This window comes from Altererythrobacter sp. KTW20L, assembly GCF_023501975.1.
GTDB lineage: Bacteria > Pseudomonadota > Alphaproteobacteria > Sphingomonadales > Sphingomonadaceae > Alteraurantiacibacter.
On record NZ_JAMFLH010000009.1, the window covers coordinates 116,262 to 135,319 of the forward strand.

A 19,058-nucleotide genomic window follows, 5' to 3' on the forward strand; every position below is an offset into this window, starting at 1 on the left:
CGCTTTGCGGCCTCGATGGTAGTCGCTCCCCGTCAAGGGCGTAATCCGGCAATACGCGCAGGTGCGGTGTTGAGGCCCGCAGGCGGGTGATAGGAATGGCACATGGCGCAGCCCGAAGGCACTGCCGCCGTGCGCGAGGCTTCGCCTTCATGGCAATCGCGGCACGAGGCGATGCCCGGCAGCAGCAGGTCGGTGGCCGAACCCGAGGTATCGGTGGCGTGGCAGCTCGCGCAGTCTTCCTGCCGGTGCGCCTTGTGGTCAAACCAGCCGTGGATCATGAAGCGATCACGCTGGGTAACGGGAGCTACGGCCAGGGCGCCGGATGCCGGATTGCCCGGCAGGTGGCATTCGCCGCACAGGCCTTCCTCGCTCATCACGCTGGACCGCAGGACCGAAGGCATCACGCGGGTGAAATTGCCGTAATAGATCCCGCCTTCGGCAAAATCGCCCGGGCGGCGCCTGCCGGTGGTGACCGGGCGGCGGGGCGCGCGATCGGCGGCCAGCAGGTCGGCCTGCGTCTGTTCGATATTGCCGTGGCGCAGGGTGCGGAACGTGGTGCCGACCTGGTCATAGACGAGGCTGTGACAGGCCTCGCAATTGTTCTCCATGTTGACCGGCAGGAAGCGCACGCCATCCGCCGTGGGCGTATGGCAGTTGCTGCACTGGAGCACTTCGCCATAGCCCGCCGCCTCGCCCAGCCGCCGCGCCATCTGGGTGACGCCGCTGGTCGCATCGAGGTGGACATCGTGCGGGAACCTGAGGCCATTCCAGTCCTGCGGGTTGCTGTCGAGCGACACCCGCACCGCCCGCGACGCGCCCTGCGTGGGCAGCACGGCAACCTTGAATTCGGGATGCAGCTCGCCGAAATCGCGGGCATTGCCCAGCGCCGTATCGGTCAGGCGGGCATCCAGCGTGTTGTGGCAATCGGAGCAGAAGGCTTGGGCCGTCGGCTCCATCCGGCCCGCGCCCTCATGCTCGGTATGGCAATCGGTGCAGGCGCCGGGGCCGGGCTTGCCGAATGTCCGCGCGATCCGCCAAAGCAGCGCGTCACCGCCGCTCGGTGCAGGCCGGCCGGTGTCCATGCGCGAGGCGAGGGCGTGGTCGGCGATATCCTCGTGGCAGGTCAGGCAGGTGGCATCCTGCACGGGCTGGAACGGTTCGACATGGCAGGCCTCGCAATTGTCTTCGAGGCCATGGTGGACCGACGACAGTGCGCCGGTGGACCAGCTCGCATCCATCCGCACCGCGCCGACCGCATTGAGATCGGGCTCCACCCGTTCGCGATTGAGATGGGTCCATATGGGGATGGCGAGGAAGGCGATGAGGATCGCGGCGATGCCGATCCAGCTCATCGCCCGCTTGCCGGGCATGGCCGAGGCGAGCGAAAAGCCGCGCAGCCGGTCCTTGCCCTCGCCCTCGTCATCCGCCACCTGGCGCACGGTGATCAGCGTGGTGCCATCGTCGTCGCGGGCCAGTTCCAGCCGGTAGGAGCCGACGCCCAGTTCCGCGCCCCGCGCCGGATCGACGCTGGCCGACATGACCTGCCGCCCGTCGATGGTGAAGCCTAGCGATCCCGCCGCCACCAGCGCCAGGGCACCCGCTGGCGTGGCACTGATCCGCAAGTGCTCCTGCTCCACCGCAAGGTCTGGCAGGTGCACGGCATTGGAAGTGGCACGACCCACGCCGAGGCTGTCGGCACTAACCTCGCGGTTGCGCACCAGTTCGCGCCCGGCGGCGGTGAAATCGATGGTGCGGATGCGGAAGAGCATGGTCATCATCACCAGTAGTAGAATACGCTGACGATATGCGCGGTAAGCGCGCCCAACAGGGCAATCGTCACCGGCACATGGATGTAAAGCCACACTTCCAGCATGGCACGCAGCCGCAGGTGGCGGCGGATCTGGTCAAGCTGGGCCTCGCGCTTGCGCAGCAGGCTGAGGACCTTGGCCGTCTCCTCACTCGCGACCATCTGTTCCAGCGCCCGCCGCGTGCGGCAGCGCGGGTTGCGGCCCGACAGGCGGGTGACAAGTCCAACCTTGAAGGCATCCTGTTCCAGCGCGGCGATCACCAAATCCGCCTCTGCCCGGCCGAGCGGCTGGGCGGCATTTTCAAGCTGGCGATCCAGCGCATCGAGGCTGGCGAGCATCTGCCCCTTGGTCATGCCGCGCCGGTTGTCGGCCAGTTTGGCAGGCAGCGCGGCATAGACCGAGATGCCCCAGATGCCCGACGCGATCACCAGCATCATCAGGCCATAGGCAAGGGTGTGGACATTCCAGCCGAACTGGAACCCGGTGTGCAAGGTTGCCACCACGATAAGCGCCAGGCCGAGATAGACGTGGGCCGAAGTCCAGGCCTTCAGCGACCACTTGCCGCGCGTCATGTTGCGTTTGCGGATGCCGAGCAGGGCCAGCCAGATGATCAGCCCCGCGCCGACGGTGCCCAGCGTATAGCCGAACCATGTGCCGCCGTTGTGGCGCGGCTGCACGTCCACCAGCAGATAGGCCACGATGACCACCAGGCACAGCACCAGCGCCACCTTGAGCCAGCGCATGCCCTTGTGGGCCAGGAACCCTTCGTGGTCGCTCTCGCGTATGCTGCTGTCACGTGGCTGGGTGGCCATCAGTCGAGCCCTCCTTCGCGGGTGACCGACAAAAAGCCTTCGGGTGCCACGCGGATCGCCGCGCCGGTGGGGCAGGCGCGCACGCAGGCAGGGCCGCCCTCGATGCCTGAACACATGTCGCATTTCACCGCCAGCTTGGCCTGTTCCAGCCCCTGTTTGGCGGCGGTCTTCTTGCGCCACGAATAGCTCGCCTCGCCCGGCCCCGGCCCGGCACCGAACAGCAGCCAGGTGAGAAGGCCCGGCTTTTCCGGCGGCTTGGCATCCATGCGGATCACGCCATAGGGGCAGTTGCGCTGGCAATTGCCGCAGCCGATGCAGGTGGGATCGATGAACACCTCACCATCGGGGCCGCGCTTGATCGCATTGGGCGGGCAATCGGCCATGCAATGCGGGTGTTCGCAGTGGCGGCACGATGTCGGCACGTGGAGGTGGGCATAGGACCGTCCGGCCTCGCGATCGAGGCGGGAAAGCCCCTCGTGGCTGTCGGCGCAGGCCTTCTCGCAATTGTCGCAGCCGACGCACAATCGCTCGTCGATCAAGAGCGCATCGGTCGCCTCGCCGATGCCGTTATCGATCAGGAACTGCGCGGTTTCGGCATAGAGATCGGCGGCGGACCCGAAGCTTTCCTTTCGCGCCTCGACAAAGGCATTGAGCTGGCGGCGGTGGGCGACATCGTCCAGCGCGCGCTGGCGCAGGGCCGGCTTGGCATCGAGCAGCGCGGTGAACAGCTCGCCCGGAATGCGCACCACTTCGCTCTTGATGGCGGCCTTGACCGTGGCCGTGCGCTTCGACCCGTCGATCACCGCCATCTCGCCGAAATAGGATCCGGCGGGCAGGTAGGACAGGAACACCGGCTTGCCGCCGATGTCCTTTTCCACCACCATCGAACCGCGGCGGATGACGTAGATATCCCTGTCGTCCCCGCCTTCCTCGATCACCCGCGTACCGGCGCGCACTTCCTTGACCTCGGCGGCTTCGACCAGCGGGGCGACGTCCTCGCGCGTGAGGCCCGATCCGAACATCTGCAGCAACTGCCGCTCCACCGCGATACGGTTCACCGCGCGGGCGGCGGCGGGGACCGTGGCGATTAGTTTCAGCGCGGCGGTGCGCGACAGTTCGACCACCACCAGCCGCTCTGCCGCACGCACGGTTGAGCCGCGCGGACGGCCGGAAATCAGGCCCACCTCGCCGAAGATCGAGCCCTGTTCGATCGGCACGGTGATGGAGGCGTCCTTGGGATTGACTTCGACCGCGACGGACCCTTCGACAATGGCGAACATCGAGGAGCCCGGCTCGTTGCGGGTGAACACGACCTCGCCCGGCTGGAAGGCCCGTACGGTGGAATCGAGCAGCAGTTCGCGCAGTTGCAGCGGCGACAGGTCAGCAAAGATCGACACCTGGGTGCCGATCGTTTCCAGCCAGTGTTCGACCGAATGCCTGCCCGGCAGGCCGGCGAATTTCTCTTCCAGGATCGGCTGGTCAGCGGGCTTGAGCGCGGTGTTCCCGTTAAGGAATTCCACCACGTCATAGCCCTGGTTCATGCAGTGCTTGATCAGCGGATAGCCCGCCAGCGCGCCGATCACGAAGACGCCGGGCTTGGTGGTCTCGAAGGTCGGCGTCAGTGCCGGGAAGGCATCGCGTTCGGCGCTGGTGAACTCCACCCCGATGGCTTCAACAAAGTCGCGCGGCGGCTTCGATCCGGTGCGGGCGATGATGCGGTGGCAGGCGATCACTTCCTCGCCGTCGCGAGTTTCGAGCACCAGTTCGCCTGCCCGCACTTCGGCTGGCGAGCATTCGCGCTTGACGATGATCCGCCCGTCATCCTCCGCCGCCTGCAGCAACTTGACGTTGGCCCCCTTGGCGCGGGCAAAGTCCGTGCTGCGGTTGAGGATGGTCACCACGTTGCGCTGCGCCGGATCGGCGGCGAGGCCGAGCGCATTCTCGATCCCCGCATCGCCCGAACCGACGACGGTGATATGCTCGTCGAAATACTCGCCCGGATCATCAAGCTGGTACTGCACATGGCCCAGGTTGCCGCCGGGCACGCGCAACAGGTTGGGATTGCCCTGGGTACCGATGGCCAGGACCACGTTTTCGGCCAGGATCGGCTCCCCGCCCTTGATCGCAATGGTGAAATCGCCCTTGTCGCCGGTAATCGCGGTGACTTCGGCGTTATAGCGCACGTTCACCGCGCCCGCCGCGATCTGCTCGTCCCACAGGCCAAGGATCGTCTCGCGCGCACCGGCATCGAAATCGAGGTCGGAACGCAGGACAAGGTTGGATGGCGTGGCCATCACGTGCTTGCCCTTCTGGTACTTGAAAATCGTGTCCGACAGGTGGTCGGTCTTTTCGATCAGCACGTGCGACAGGCCGAGGCGCGCGGCATGGGCAGCCGCGCTCAGCCCGGCCGGACCCGATCCTACGATCGCAACTGCTACACGGCCCGGTCCCACTACCATAACGGCCCCCCTGGCAATGCTTATGCATGAAAGCATCCGCATTGAAAACCTTGCGCATGGCTGCCTATGATGGCGCGGATCATGATTGGGCGTATCATCGGGGGGATTGCAGGACAGTGGATAGCGGCGAGACGAAAGCATGGGGCAAGGGTGCACTGGTGGCGCTGCTGGCCGTTGCCCTGCTGGCCGGTGCACTGGTCTGGCGACTGGCGGGGAGCGACAGCGGCAGTTCCCTGTCCGGTCCCGTAGTGGCCGATGCGCCCGAGACACTCGACGACCTCCTGCGCCTGGCAGAAGCATCGCCGGACGATCCCGTCGCGTGGCAGCGGCTGGGCCTGGCCTATTTCAACCAGAACATGTTTCCCGAAGCCGCCGAAGCCTATCAGAGGGCTGCCGAAATCGAGCCCGACAGCGCCCTGCTATGGTCGGCGCTGGGCGAGGCGCGGGTGATGGCCAGCGACAGCGATCCGATGCCTGCGCCCGCGCTCGATGCCTTCCGCCGCGCCGTGGCCATCGATCCCGGCGACCACCGGGCGCGCTATTTCCTGGCCGTGGCGAAAGACCTGACGGGCGATCACCAGGGCGCGATCGGCGACTGGCTGGCCCTGCTGGCCGATACGCCGCCGGGCGCGCCGTGGGAAACGGACCTGGTGCGCACGATCAGCCAGGTCGGCCAGCGCGAAGGGATCGACCTCGGTACCCGGGTGGAACAGGCGCTGGCCACGCGCGGGATCCTCCCGGTCGACGTGGTGTCCGGCGTGCCCGGGCCGACGCAGGAACAGCTCGCCGCCGCTGCCGCCATTCCCCCCAGCCAGCAGGAGGACATGGCCGAGGGCATGGTGGCACGGCTGGCCGCGCGGCTGGAAGGCGATCCGGCCAATGTTGATGGCTGGATCATGCTGATGCGCAGCTATCGCACCCTGGGCCGGGATGCCGATGCGGCCCGCGCGCTGGAGCGTGCGCTGGCGGCAAATCCGGGTTCGGCAGATCGCCTGCGTGCAGCGGCATCGTCGTTCGGCATGTGAGATGTTGTTTAAAGTAATGGGCAATTTACCATAAAATTGCGGCAATGCAGCATTGCACACAGGGTCCAATGCCTGCATAACCTCCCTAGGGGTCGTCTAAAGTATAGTTTGTGGGCACGAGTCCATTTGCGCCAGGCAACATGTCTGGCGTTGGGCAGCGGTCCTGTCATGTTCGCCCCCTTTGGGTGGGCACGGCGTCTTTGGGGGAAGGCGGGCACTTGGTGCATATTCGGCAAATCGGTCTTCGCAGGGCAAGCGGTGCTTCCCTGATGGCTCTCGCCATTCTGGCGGTTGGCGTGCCCACCATGGCGCAGGTTGCGCCGCCCGCTGCTCCAACCCGCGACGAACTGGTGCCACCGCCTGCGCGGATGGACCAGCGCAGCGGCACCACGCTGACCATTGACGGGCAAATGGCGCGCACGCCCTGCGCGCTCGACAACCCGGACCTGGCCGATGTCCGCGTTACCCTGTCGCGGGTCAGCTTTGTCGGGGCGGAAGCGGCCACCGGGGTTGACCTTTCACCCGCCTATGCCCCCTATCTGGGGCGCGACCTGCCGATTGCCGTGCTGTGCGATATCCGCGCCAGCGCCACGCAGATGCTGGCCGATGCCGGCTATCTGGCGGCGGTCGAAATTCCCGAGCAGCGGCTCGATGCCGGAGCCGCTACATTCCGTGTCGTGCTGGGCCGCCTGACCGCAGTGCGCGTGCGCGGCGAGGCCGGACCATCCGAACGGCTGCTGGCGTCCTATCTGGAGAGGCTGGTCGGCCAGCCGGTGTTCAACACCCGCGAGGCCGAACGCTACCTGCTGCTGGCCGACGATATTCCCGGCCTCGACGTGCGCCTGGCGCTGCGCCCTGCCGCCAATGGCGATCCGGGCGACCTGATCGGCGAAGTGGCAGTGGTGCGGCGCACGGCATCGGTCGATGCCAATGTGCAGAACTATGGCTCGCGCGCGCTCGGCCGGTTCGGCGGACTGCTGCGGGCCGAACTCTACGACATCACCGGACAGGGCGATCGCACCACGCTGTCGCTCTACAGCTCGGCCGACTTCTCGGAACAGCAGACGGTGCAGCTTGGCCATGCCATGCTGGTCGGCTCCGAAGGGCTGGAGCTGGGCGGACAGGTCACGCTGGGCTGGACCAATCCGACGCTCGGCATTGCCGGGTTCGATGTGAAGTCCGACACGCTCTATGCCCGCGTCCATGCCCGCTATCCCTTCCTGCGCACACAGGCGCGGTCGGTGCACGGTTCGATGGGGCTGGACCTGGTGGACCAGGACGTGAAGGTGAACACCACCCTGCTCACCCGCGACAACGTACGCACCGCCTGGCTGCGCTTCGACCTGACCGAAACCGATATCGATTCGATCGCCCGGCGCGGCGGCTATTCGCCCTATGAACCGCGTTCGCGGCTGGCCGTGGGGCTGGAACTGCGCAAGGGGCTGGGCGTGCTGGGCGCCAGCCGCGATTGCCGCACCACGCCGCTCGCCTGCTTCGCCGCTGGTGAAGTGCCAAGCCGGATCGAGCAGGATCCCACCGCCATGCTGCTGCGGGCCGACGTACATTTCGAATACCGCCCGGTCCCGCTGTTCACCGTGGCGATCGACCTGGAAGGCCAGTACACACGCGATCCGCTGCCCGCTTTCGAGGAATTGAGCGGCGGCAGTTTTTCCGCCGGGCGCGGCTATGATCCGGCCTCGGTGATCGGTGACCTTGGCGTTACCAGCCGGGTCGAACTGCGCTATGGATCACTGGTCCCGCAGTCGCTCGACAGCTTCGCGCTCCAGCCATATGTCTTTGCCGACGCGGCCACGGTGCGCGACCGTGATCCCAGCCAGCGCGCCACCAACCCCGACAGCCTGCTTTCGCTCGGCGGAGGCCTGCGCTTTACGCAGGGCCGCGGGCTGCAGGGCGATGTCACCCTGGCCGTTCCGCTGAAACGCACCGATGCCGAACGCTTTGCCGGTCGCCCACGCGGCGACGTGCGCCTGCTGGTCTCGCTGAGCAGCCGCCTTGCCCCCTGGAGGTTCTGACGATGGATAACCGGATGAACCGCAAATCGACGCTGCTGGCCACCTGCGGCAGCGCCGCCCTGGCCCTGGCAACCGTGGCCCTGCCCTCCAGCGCCACGGCGCAGGCCTTCCAGGCCAGCCCCAGCGTGGTGCAGGGCAATGTCTCGTTCTTCGACACGACCGGCGAGAGTATCATCACCGTCGATGGCATGAATGCAGTCATCCAGTGGACGCCGGTGGAAGACGTCAACGGCGATGCGCTGACCTTCCTGCCGTTCGGCAATACCGCCACGTTCCAGAACGCCTTCAGCTCGACCGATTTTGCGGTCATCAACTCTATCCTGCCCTCCACCAACGGCAATGTCGTCCAGTTCGATGGCGCGGTTGTCTCCCAGATCCAGCAGATCAGCGGGCCGGCCGGCACACTCGGGCAACACATCCTGTTCTATTCGCCCACCGGCATCATGGTGGGCGGCAGCGCGACATTCGATGTCGGCAGCCTGGTGATGACCACGCTGGCGCCCGATGTCGCCAGTTTCGAGGCCTTCGCCACCGGCACCGGCCCGCTCTCCTTGGTGGGCGTTTCAAACGACCAGACTTCGATAAACATCGCCAACGGCGCGCAGTTCAACGCCCCGGAGGAAGGCAGCTACCTGGCCTTCGCCTCGCCCGGGATCGACACGTTCGGCACGTCCTATGTGAACGGCAGCACGGTGTTTGCCGCCGGGCAGGAGATGGCGCTGGCCCACAGCAGCGGCCTGTTCGACATCATGATTTCCGTCGGGTCCGCAAGAGCGACTCCGATCGCCCATTCCGGCACGACCGGCGGCCCGGCCAGCACCGGCACTGGCGATGGCCATGTGATCTATGGCGTGGCGCAAGGGCAGGTTGATCCGTTCACCATGCTGTTCGGCGGCAACCTGGGCTTCGATACGGCGGTGAGCGCGGGCGTGGAAAACGGCGTGGTGGTACTGTCGGCCAACTACAACGTCAGCGGCACGAACGTGATCAACGACTTCACCTCGGCATCGGTCACGAACAGCTCCATCGGCGACATAATTGTCGAACGGGCCACTGTCACCAGCGATCTCGTCGCCCATTCGTCGCATTTCGCGCAGGTTTCGGCCTTCGATGGCACGACAACCGTGCGGGGCGACCTTTATCTTTACGCCCGCGACACCGCGCAGGTTGCGGCGGGCAGCGCGGGCAGCGTGTTCATCGAAGGCGATGCAACCGTTTCAGCCAATGTCATCGGCAATTCGGTGCCCAACCCCAACGATCCGGCCGATCTCGAAGGTGCGGCAGGGTTTGCCCTGATCACGGCGTCAGAAAGTGGCGCGATCACTATCGATGGCAATGCCAGTGTCACGGCTGTCGGCCAGATGGGACTGGACAGTGTCGGACTGCAAGCCGGTGAAGCCTTTGGCGGCACGGCGGAAGTCAGCGCCATCCTCGACAGCTTCGTGACCATCGACGGCACGCTGCTGATCGACGCCGGAGCAAGCGCGCCACAAGTCTCGGGCTACAACACCGGCGGCAACGCCACCGGCGGCGATGCCAGCCTGCTGTCCGACTTCAGCAGCACGATCGCCATCGGTGGACAGGTCGATATCTCCGCCTCCGCCTCCGCCATGGCCCTCACAGGACCGGGCAATGCCAATCCGTTACCGGGCACAGGCCAGGGCGGCAACGTCGTGGTCGAGGCGGCAAACCTCGCCCAGATAAGCATCGGCACCGTTTCGCTCCCGGCAAGCCTCATCGCTACGGCAAGCGGAACTGGATCGTTGGCTGGCGGGATTGCGGGCGGCGAGGGCATCGGCGGGCGGATCGATGTCGATTCCCTTGAGGGTTCGATCGTGGTGACCGGCGACCTCATCGCATCGGCCAACGGCACCGGCGGACAATCCCTCACGGGCTCTGGCGGCGCGGCCAGTGGCGGCCGGGTGGATGTAACTGTCAGAGCGGTGGACGCGCCGGCTTCACTGCAGGTCGACGGGGATGCGGGCCTCTATTCCATTGCTACTGGTGGCGCTGGTCTGGAAGGCGGCAGCGGCGTTTCTGGCTCCGTCTGGATAGACATGGACGGCGGCACCTTCGATGCCGGTTCGCTGGACATCGGGGCCAACGGTTTTGGCGGTGCAGGCTCCAGCGGCGATGGTGGCGCCGCCCTTGGCGGCAACATCGTGGTGAACATGCTGCGCGAAGCCGAACTGAACCTGGCGGGCGATCTCACAGTCCTGAGCCAGGGCTTCGGCGGCAATTCGACCGGGGGCGCTGCCGGAACCGGGTCGGGCAGGCTGATCGACATCGACATCAGTGATTCCACGATCACCATGCCCACAGGTGACGTTATCCTATTGAGCCTGGGCTCCGGCGGCAACGGCGACCAGGGTGGAGAAGGCTTTGGCGGCGACGTGGAGCTGGACATGGAAATGTCCAGTGCGTTCGCGACCCGCAATTTCGGAGCCGCAGCAGAAGGCCTTGGCGGGACGGGGCCCGGCGGGAATGGCACAGGCGGCAACGTCTTCGCCAATTTTACCGACGGCGCATCGTTGACCAGCACTGCCAATGCCTCGTTCACCACTTTTGCCCAAGGCGGCAACAGCAACAGCGGCGATGCCGGTTCGGTCGCCACGGGCACCGCGATTGTGTCGGTCGATGGAGGGCAGTTGTTGGTCAACGGCGGCCAGTTGGTGATCCAGTCGAGTGGAGTCGCCGGGAATGCAATCGGCTCAAGCGGCAATTCCGGCGATGCAACCGGCGGCCTGGCAGAGATCAATGTGCGAGGCGGGGGCAATGTCTCTGCGGGCAGCATCGCGATGATTGTCGACAAATTTGCCGGCGGCGCCTTCTTTACACAGGGCGGCGATGTCAGCGGCGGGACCGTCACCGTCAATGTGCAGGATTCCGACAGCCTCCTGGCGATTGGCGATCTGGCCAGCTCGCTGGGCTCGGTCTTCCGCAACCAGTTCACCGTGGAAAGCTATGGCGGTGAAGGTGGCGACAATGCTGCCGGCAATGCCACCGGCGGCACAATCGACATCAATGTGATCGATGGCGGACTGCTGCAATTTGCGCCAACTGCCGATCCCGATCCTTTCCTGCAATCCGGCATCTATGTCACCACCGTCGGCGGGCGAGCGCGCACCGATGGCAGCGCCGGCGGCGCGGCGACGGGCGGCTCGATCGATCTGGCGGTTTCTGCCGGCGGCGAGCTCGTCGCAGGAACGCTGATCCTTGAAAACTTCACGTTCGGCGGCGGCGAGACCGACAGCGCCAACAATGTGGCGGGCGGGAATGCCAGCGGTGGCACGATTTCGCTGGTGGCCACCAGCGGTGCAACGGTCGACGCCACGATACAGGCCAGAAATACAGCGCAGGGTGGCGAGGCTACCGGCACCAGCGCCGCAGGCAATGCGTCCACCGGATTGCTGGAAGTCCTGATCGACGAGTCCCAGGTCGATCTGTCCGGCGTGGCGTGGTCGAGCTTCGAGAATTTTGCGGCCGGCGGTTTCAATGCGGGCGGCGGTGCAGCCGGCAACGGCGTAGCAGGCAATGTATCATTCCAGGTCCAGTCAGGCAGCACCCTGCTGTTCAATGAACCCGGATCCCGGCTGACCATCTCCAGCATCGGCCAGGGCGGCGGCGGACAAGGTGCTGCGGGCGACGGTCAATCGGGTCTTACCTCGGTTGCCTTCTTCGGCTCCACTGTCACCGGAGCCCGGCTGTTTGTCGAAAGCACTTCCGAAGCAGGCAACAACTTTGCCAACAATGCAGCCGGCGATGCGCTTTCAGGGTCTGCCGTCCTGCGGATCGATGGCGGCGCCTTGGGCACGTTCGATACGGTCAATGTGACGACCACGGCCACCAGCTTCAATTCCGGATCGGCGACAGGTGGCACGGCGCAAGTGGTGGCGCAGAGCACTGGCAGCGTGCTGAACGCCGCCATCCTAACGCTCACCGCCGATGCCGATGCCGACGCCGCGCTGGGTACCGGCACGGCCGGAACCTTCCTGCTCGAAGCCCTGACCGGCGGCACGGTGCGCACCACTGAAATCGAAGCCAGCGCGGTCGACCGCAACGACGACACGCCCGAAACCGGCACCTCGCGGGTCCGGGCGCTGAACGGCGGACAGATATTCATCCCCTTCCTGGGACAGTTCGCCACTACCGGCAACCTGGTGTTCGACACCGGCACAGGCGGCCGGGTGATTGGCGGGGTCGATGCTGCCAATCTTTCTGGCAACATCGAGACTTTCAACCAGGGCCTGCTGACGATCAACGGCGACAGCAGCCTGCCCGGGATCGATGCAGACACCCTGTATTTCTCGTCTTACGATATCGCGATCACTCCTGGCGCAATGGTACGGGCCCTCGCCTCTCTTACACTGGAAGCCATCAACCCGAACGTGGCAGCCGTTCTCGGCGGGACGACACAAGGGTCAGGCTATACCCTGACCGATGCCGAGGCTGGCCGGCTCCGGGCCAATGAACTGTTGATTTTCGGCACACAGACCGAAGACACGGCCAACTTCGATGTCGAAGTGCGCGACCTGACCCTGCAGGGATCGGTGGCGACTGACGGTATCGGCAGCGTGAGCATTGGCACGACCGGCTCCCTGAGAGTCACAGGCGCCCTGCGGTATGAAAATGCCGATGTGGACGATACCTTGTCGGTCTCTGCCGACCAGCGGCTCGAAATCCTGCTGCCAGGCGGCAGCATCGGCATTTACGGCGAAGACCCCGGCGATCCCGGGGCTGTTCCCGATCTGTCGGGCACGCTGTTCCTCGGTGCGCGGGCACTCTATGCCGGAGACTCCGCAACGCTGACGACAATCCGCGCCAACCCGAACGATCCGGCGCTTGCCACGCTTCTGGCCACGGAAAGCGGCAGCTCGCAGGATGGCTCGTTCATCTTTGCCAATGCAGTGGAAATGGGCATCGGCAACCACCTGCTGACCCAGAACACCGGTGTTTCCGGAGACTACTCGGGCATCATTGTCGGCCCGGGTGGCCTACGCATCTTCCGCCAGGGCGACATTAGCGCCGGACCGATGCGCGTGGTTACTTTCGGCGCGCGGGACAACGGGGACGGCACCTTCACTGTGAACGACGATTTCTTCGCTCTGGTTGATTTCAGCCCGAACCTGGTTGCCAACTACACCACCGATGCCGAACTGAACCAGTGCAACATCATCACCGGCGATTGCGGAACTCCGCCGCCGCCGCCCCCGCCACCTCCGCCACCTCCGCCACCTCCGCCGCCGCCGCCGCCACCGCCGCCTCCGCCACCGCCGCCGCCGCCGCAGGATCCTGTGGTCACGGTGCCGCTGACGAGCAGCGACTATGTCGAGCCGCCGGAAGAGGTCACCAGTGGCGATGCGCTCGCGCAGGTCGAGGCAGACGCCGCCTTCGGGATGGAATTCCCGCTCCGCCTGAACCCGCCGCCGGTGGGTGACCAGGGAGTGGTGGACGATCCCGTAACCAGCGGGGGCGACATCTCCACCAGCGGGCAACCGGACAGGGAGGAAGGGGAATGACCATGCCAGCAAGAGGACCTGCCGCAGGCCCGGCCGTCCGCCGCATCGGCCTCCCGCTCGCCGCCGCCCTGGCGGTGGTCGCTCCGCATGGCGGGGCGGTTCAGGCGCAATCGGTAGCCCAGTCGGTGGCCCCGTCGGTGGCCCTGCGCGATTCGATCCCGATCGGGTCCAATGGCCTGTGCGAAGCGCAGATCCAGTCGCCCCGGCCGGGCGAGGGCCTGTTCGATCGGCGCTATATCGTGGTCTGCCGCGATGCCGCCGCTGCCGTGGGAACCTTGCAGGTGTTCGGCACCGGCAGCCCGTCTGCTGCCATGGCCGCGCTCGCCGGACCGGGTGCGCAGTGCCGGACCGGCGAAGGCAATGCCCTGCCCACCGGCCTTTCCGGCGGGATGGTGCAGGTCTGCACTGCCGAGGCCGGCGGGCTGGAGCGGCTGGTCGTGGCCGGGCAAAGGGGCAACCGCGTGTTCGCCGCAACCGGCCTTGCGGTCTATGCCGATGCCCTGCGGCTGGGTCTCGCCTCGCTGGTCAGCGACCGGCTGGTCGATGGCACGGTTGAAGTCCCGCTGACCCAGGCGGGCGATGCGCAAGGGTTCGCCCGCGCCCAGGCCGAAGCCATTTCCGCCGAGATCGCGCTGGATGAAGCTTATCGCCGCTCCAATGCCGGCAACTTTGCCGAAGCGGCCGAATTCTTCGCCTTATCGGCCGATACCCTCAGCGGATCGAACGCCACCGAAGCGCAGTTGAACGCAGCGCTGCAGCAATCGAACCTCGGCAACTTCATCGAGGCCCGCGGCCTGTTCGCCGCTGCCGAGCCTGCGGCCATGGTCGACCCGCTGCTGGCCCGGCTGGCGCGCAATTTCCAGGCGATTGACGCCATCAACCGCAACAGTCCGGGCGAAGCGCTGCAACTGCTCGACACCCCGCTGCCCGCCTTGAGCGACAGCATCGAGGCGACACTGCAATTGCAGATCGACAATGCCCTGGCGACCCGGCTGTCAGCCGAACAGGGCAATTCGATATCGGGCGTTGGCAGCGAACTGACCCTGCTCGAACGGCTCCAGTTGCTCGACGGGCAGGCCGAGTTCCTGCGCGGATCGGCCCTGCGGCTGACCGGTCAGGCGACTGCGGCAGAAGCCATGCTGCTGGCCGCGCAATCCAATGTTGCCGCCGTGCGCGACGGGCGCGTAGTCTCGGTCCTGTGGCTGCGGGCACAGATCCTGGCGGAACGCGCCGAACTGGCCGAAGCGCGCGGCGACGTGGCCAGCGCCGAAGCGCTGCATGGTGAGGCTGTCGCCATGCTGGCAGGCGTCTATCCCGGCTCGCCCGCGCTGGTCAGCGCGCGCGGCCAGCTTGCCGGGCTCTATGCCCGCACCGGACGCGAGGCCGAAGCCGTGGCCGTCTATCGCCAGCTGGTGGACGAGACCGAGGGCCGTTCCGCCGCTTCGCTGCGCCAGCTGTTCGCGCCCTATTTCCGCATCCTGGCCGCGCGCGGCAATGATCCAGTTGCGGCAGCAGACATGTTTGCCGCGAGCCAGCTGCTGCTGCGTCCGGGCCTCGCCCAGACCCAGGCCGTACTGGCGCGCGAGCTTTCGGGCGGCAGCGACGAGGCGGCGCAGCTGTTCCGCCAGTCGATCAACCTGACGCGCGCGATCGAGGTTCTGCGGGCCGATCTCGCCCAGGCCCAGAACCGCGCCGCCCTCAATGCCGAGGGCGCAGCGGCGCAGGTTGCGGCCCTTTCAGCCGAACTCTCCCTGCTGAGCCAGCGCCAGCTCGAAGTGCAGCAGCAACTGGCCGCTTTCCCGCGTTACCGCGCGGTCAGCGACGACCGGCTGGCCCTGGCCGACCTGCAACAGACGCTGGCGGCGGGCGAGGGCTACCTCAAGTTGCTGATGCTCGATGATGCGGCCTATGCCGTCTATGTCGAGACGGGCTCTGCCACGGCCTATCGCCTGTCCGCCACACCCGCCGAAATCGGCCGCATGGTCGATATGTTGCGCGATTCGATCGCCATCGAGGAGGGCGGACAGACGATCACCTATCCGTTCGAGATGGCCACGGCGCGCAGCCTCTATACCACCCTGCTCGGCCCGGTGAGCGACCGCGTGGCGCAGATCAGCCACCTCATATTCGAACCCGATGGCGCCATGCTGCGACTGCCCGCCAACCTCTTGGTGATGGATGATGCCAGCGTCACCCGCTATGCCGAGCGCACGGCGGACCCCGAAGCCGATCCCTATGACTATCGCGGCACGGCCTGGCTGGGCCGCGCGGTGCAGGTGACCACGGCAGTATCGCCAAGCTCGTTCCGCGATGTGCGGACCGCCCGCCGGTCGGATGCCCGCAGCGAATATCTCGGCCTGGGGCAGAACCTGCCGGTCGTCGAAGGCGTGAGCCAGTCCACCGGCACCCGCAGCGGGATTGCCGGGGAACGCTGTTCCTGGTCACCGCTGACCTGGGGCAACCCGATTTCTGCTGCCGAACTGCGCAGCGCCAGCACGACACTGGGCGGCAGTGCGGCGGGCGTGACGCTGCTGACCGATGGCGATTTCACCGACACCCGGCTGAAGGCGATGGATGATCTCGATGAATACCGCATCCTCCACTTCGCCACCCACGGCCTGGTCACTTCGCCGCAGCCCGATTGCCCGCCCAGCCCGGCCCTGCTGACCAGCTTCGGTGACAGCGATTCCGATGGCCTGCTGACTTTCGCGGAGATCTACGACCTCAGGCTCGATGCCGACCTGGTGATCCTGTCGGCCTGCAACACCGCCAGCGTCGGCGGGCTCGCCGCCAGCCGCGAGGCCGGTGTCACCACCGGCGGCGATTTCGCGCTGGACGGGCTGGTGCGCGCCTTCGTGGGTGCGGGCGGGCGCACCGTTGTGGCCAGCCACTGGCCGGTGCCGGATGATTACAACGCCACCGACCGGCTGATTTCCGGCTTCTTCGATGCCGGCAGCGGCCAGACCACGACCGAGGCCCTGCGCCTGTCGCAGCTGGAACTGATGGACGATGCCGATACTTCGCACCCGTTCTACTGGTCGGCCTTCGCCGTGGTGGGCGACGGCGCGATCCCGCTGCGGCGGTAAAAGCCCTCAGGCCCTATATCGCCAATTCCGTCATCCTGAACTTGTTTCAGGATCCATCGGGCCACAAGCGATGTCGCTGCTCCGGCGCGCTAACGTGCGGCATGGTTGCGCCCGACCCGACGCTCCGTACGGGCGGAGGAATGGATCCTGAAACAAGTTCAGGATGACGGGTGCTGGAGAGGCAAGATTAGCGCTACCGCCCCCAGTCCTCGTTTGCTCGCGCGATCACATAGGCGTGGATCGCGTCGGACTCCTCACGGGTAATCAGGTCCGCAAAGCTTGCCATGCCCTTTTCCAGGTAGATCCCGTCAAGCACGATGGCGTTGAATGCGGCGTGGGTCTCTGCGCTCATATGGCGCAGGTCCTTGACCCCGCCGATGGCGTTCTGGCCATGGCACACCGCGCAGGTCTGGGCGAATAGCAGCTGGCCTTGTGCCACCACCGCCTCGCTGGCGCGCAGGGGCGGCGGTTCGGGCGGGGCCGAGGCATTGGCGGGCAGCGGCGGCAATTGCTGCGTGCCGCCCAGCCGGAACACCAGCAGGCGGGCCGGTGCGCGCGGCATCTCGATCCCAGCGCCGCGCTCGATCTGCGCCGCCCCGCCGCCCCAGCCGGCGTTGATGGCGATGTATTGCACCCCGTCCAGCTCATAGGTGATGGCGCCAGCCACCGGCGCGCTCTGGGTGGGGAATTCCCACAGCTCGCGGCCATTGCGGGCATCGAAGGCCACAAAAGTCTGCCGCGTGGTTCCGGCAAAGACCAGGTCGCTGGCCGTGGCCATCACGCCCCCGTTGCCGTGGCGCGGCAGTTCGACCTGCCAGGCAATGCGGTTGGCCACCGGATCCCACGCGGTGAGCCAGGCCTTCTCCATGGCATTGGCCTCGGCCATCAGTTCGCCGCGGCGTGCCGCCTGCGCCGGCCCGAAGCCGCCCCAGCCGCTGTTGCTGCGCATCGGCTGCGGGGTCCAGCCAGGCTGGATCGCAAAGACAAAAGCGCTCTGGTAGGCGGGGAAATAGGCGAGGCCCGTGCGCGGGCTGAAGGCCATGGGGAACCAGTTGTGCGCTCCCCCCGGCCCCGGGGCGACCAGCCGCAGATCCTCGCCATAGCGCACCTGTTCGCTGGTGATCGGGCGGCCATCGGCCTCGAACCCCTCGTTCCAGTTCTGGAACACGTGGGCCCCAGCCTGAATGAATTCGCCGGTTACCCGGTCGAGCACGTAGAAGAACCCGTTCTTGGGTGCCTGCATCAGCACCTGCCGCGTGCGTCCGCCGATTTCGAGGTCGGCGGCGATCATCGACTGGGTGCAGGTCCAGTCCCACTCCTCGCCGGGGTTCATCTGGTAGTGCCAGCGGTATTCGCCGCTGGTGGCATCGAGCGCGACGATCGAGCAGACGAACAGATTGTCGCCTTCGTTGTTCGACCGGTAGAACCGCGCATGGGGCACCGAATTGCCGGTGCCGACATAGACCAGGTTGAGATCGGGATCGTAGGCGATGGCATCCCACGGGTTGGCTCCGCCGCCAAGTTCGCGCCACAGTCCGGTGTCGGCCCAGGTCGCCCGCATCAGCGCGTTCACGCTGTCTGACGCTTCGCCATCGGGCGTATCGGTCGGGCTGGGGGTTAGGAAAAACTTCCACACCTCCTCGCCGGTGTTGATGTCAAAGGCCGACACGAAGCCGCGCACGCCAAGGTCGCCGCCCGATTGCCCCACCACCACCAGGTCGCCGAACACCCGCGGCGCGCCGGTGATCGAATAGGCATAGCCGCTGTCGAGCTCGAAGGTGCGGCTGGTCCAGACCGGCTGGCCGGTGTTCTTGTCCAGCGCGATCAGGCGCCCGTCCAGCGTGGCGATCACCACCTTGTCGCCGTGCATGGCAAGCCCGCGGCTCACCGGCTCGCAACAGGCCAGCCGGCCGAATTCGCGTGGGGTTTCCGGATCATAGGTCCACAGCACCGCACCGGTGCGCGCATCGTAAGCCGTGGTGATGTTCCAGGCGAGCGTGTTGTAGAGCACGCCATCGGCATAGAGCGGCGTCGCTTCGACCCCGCGATAGGTGTCGAGATCAGCATACCAGGCGAGGCCAAGCTGGTTCACGTTCTGCGCATTCACCTGCGTCAGCGGGCTGTAGCGCTGGGCGGTATAGTCACGCCCGTCGCTGGTCCATTCGCCCGGCGCGGGGTTGGCCAGCGGATCGGTCGATATTGCCGCCATGGCGGTGGTCGGTGGCGTGCTGGCCGACTGGCAGGCGGCCAGCGCGATAACGCATCCCGCCATGAGGGCCGCACGCAAATTCATGGTCACTGTTCTACAACCTTTCA

Annotated in this window: 8 protein-coding genes; 4 read left to right on the top strand and 4 right to left on the bottom strand. The window is 66.3% G+C overall.

The window, feature by feature from the left end; genetic code table 11:
- Positions 1–32: 32 nt before the first annotated feature.
- The 3 genes from M3P36_RS10650 to M3P36_RS10660 are packed head-to-tail and all read right to left on the bottom strand — an operon-like array spanning position 33 to position 5,079.
- On the bottom strand, positions 33–1,778 hold the full coding sequence (locus M3P36_RS10650) for a cytochrome c3 family protein (RefSeq protein ID WP_249703235.1): 1,746 nt from the start codon (positions 1,776–1,778) through the stop codon (positions 33–35).
- Positions 1,778–2,620, bottom strand: coding sequence for an efflux RND transporter periplasmic adaptor subunit (locus M3P36_RS10655; RefSeq protein WP_249703236.1), 843 nt, complete (start codon positions 2,618–2,620; stop codon positions 1,778–1,780). The genes M3P36_RS10650 and M3P36_RS10655 overlap by 1 nt, the downstream gene beginning before the upstream one ends.
- Complete coding sequence (locus tag M3P36_RS10660) at positions 2,620–5,079, bottom strand: cyclic nucleotide-binding domain-containing protein (protein ID WP_249703237.1); 2,460 nt, start codon at positions 5,077–5,079, stop codon at positions 2,620–2,622. Before M3P36_RS10660 ends, M3P36_RS10655 begins: the two co-directional genes overlap by 1 nt.
- Before the next feature lie 116 nt (positions 5,080–5,195).
- On the opposite strand from M3P36_RS10660, the gene M3P36_RS10665 reads away from it, so the two are divergent.
- From M3P36_RS10665 to M3P36_RS10680, 4 genes are all read left to right on the top strand, one after another.
- Positions 5,196–6,104, top strand: a complete 909-nt coding sequence (locus M3P36_RS10665) for a tetratricopeptide repeat protein (protein WP_249703238.1) — start codon at positions 5,196–5,198, stop codon at positions 6,102–6,104.
- Positions 6,105–6,373: 269 nt separating this feature from the next.
- Positions 6,374–8,137, top strand: coding sequence for a ShlB/FhaC/HecB family hemolysin secretion/activation protein (locus M3P36_RS10670; RefSeq protein ID WP_249703239.1), 1,764 nt, complete (start codon positions 6,374–6,376; stop codon positions 8,135–8,137).
- Between the two features lie 14 nt (positions 8,138–8,151).
- Entirely contained in the window at positions 8,152–13,656 is a 5,505-nt protein-coding gene (locus M3P36_RS10675) for a beta strand repeat-containing protein (RefSeq protein ID WP_249703240.1), read from the top strand.
- Positions 13,653–16,742: a CHAT domain-containing protein gene (locus M3P36_RS10680; protein WP_249703241.1), complete on the top strand. Its 3,090-nt coding sequence runs from the start codon at positions 13,653–13,655 to the stop codon at positions 16,740–16,742. The genes M3P36_RS10675 and M3P36_RS10680 overlap by 4 nt, the downstream gene beginning before the upstream one ends.
- A 193-nt stretch (positions 16,743–16,935) precedes the next feature.
- On the opposite strand, the gene M3P36_RS10685 is transcribed toward M3P36_RS10680, so the two are convergent.
- Complete coding sequence (locus tag M3P36_RS10685; protein WP_249703242.1) at positions 16,936–19,014, bottom strand: PQQ-dependent dehydrogenase, methanol/ethanol family; 2,079 nt, start codon at positions 19,012–19,014, stop codon at positions 16,936–16,938.
- Positions 19,015–19,058: the final 44 nt, after the last annotated feature.

Excerpts from the sequence above, each read along its gene's own strand:
- M3P36_RS10650 (WP_249703235.1), bottom strand. The coding sequence starts at position 1,778 with ATGATGACCATGCTCTTCCGCATCCGCACCATCGATTTCACCGCCGCC.
- M3P36_RS10655 (WP_249703236.1), bottom strand. The coding sequence starts at position 2,620 with ATGGCCACCCAGCCACGTGACAGCAGCATACGCGAGAGCGACCACGAA.
- M3P36_RS10660 (WP_249703237.1), bottom strand. The coding sequence starts at position 5,079 with ATGGTAGTGGGACCGGGCCGTGTAGCAGTTGCGATCGTAGGATCGGGT.
- M3P36_RS10670 (WP_249703239.1), top strand. The coding sequence starts at position 6,374 with ATGGCTCTCGCCATTCTGGCGGTTGGCGTGCCCACCATGGCGCAGGTT.
- M3P36_RS10675 (WP_249703240.1), top strand. The coding sequence starts at position 8,152 with ATGAACCGCAAATCGACGCTGCTGGCCACCTGCGGCAGCGCCGCCCTG.
- M3P36_RS10680 (WP_249703241.1), top strand. The coding sequence starts at position 13,653 with ATGACCATGCCAGCAAGAGGACCTGCCGCAGGCCCGGCCGTCCGCCGC.
- M3P36_RS10685 (WP_249703242.1), bottom strand. The coding sequence starts at position 19,014 with ATGGCGGGATGCGTTATCGCGCTGGCCGCCTGCCAGTCGGCCAGCACG.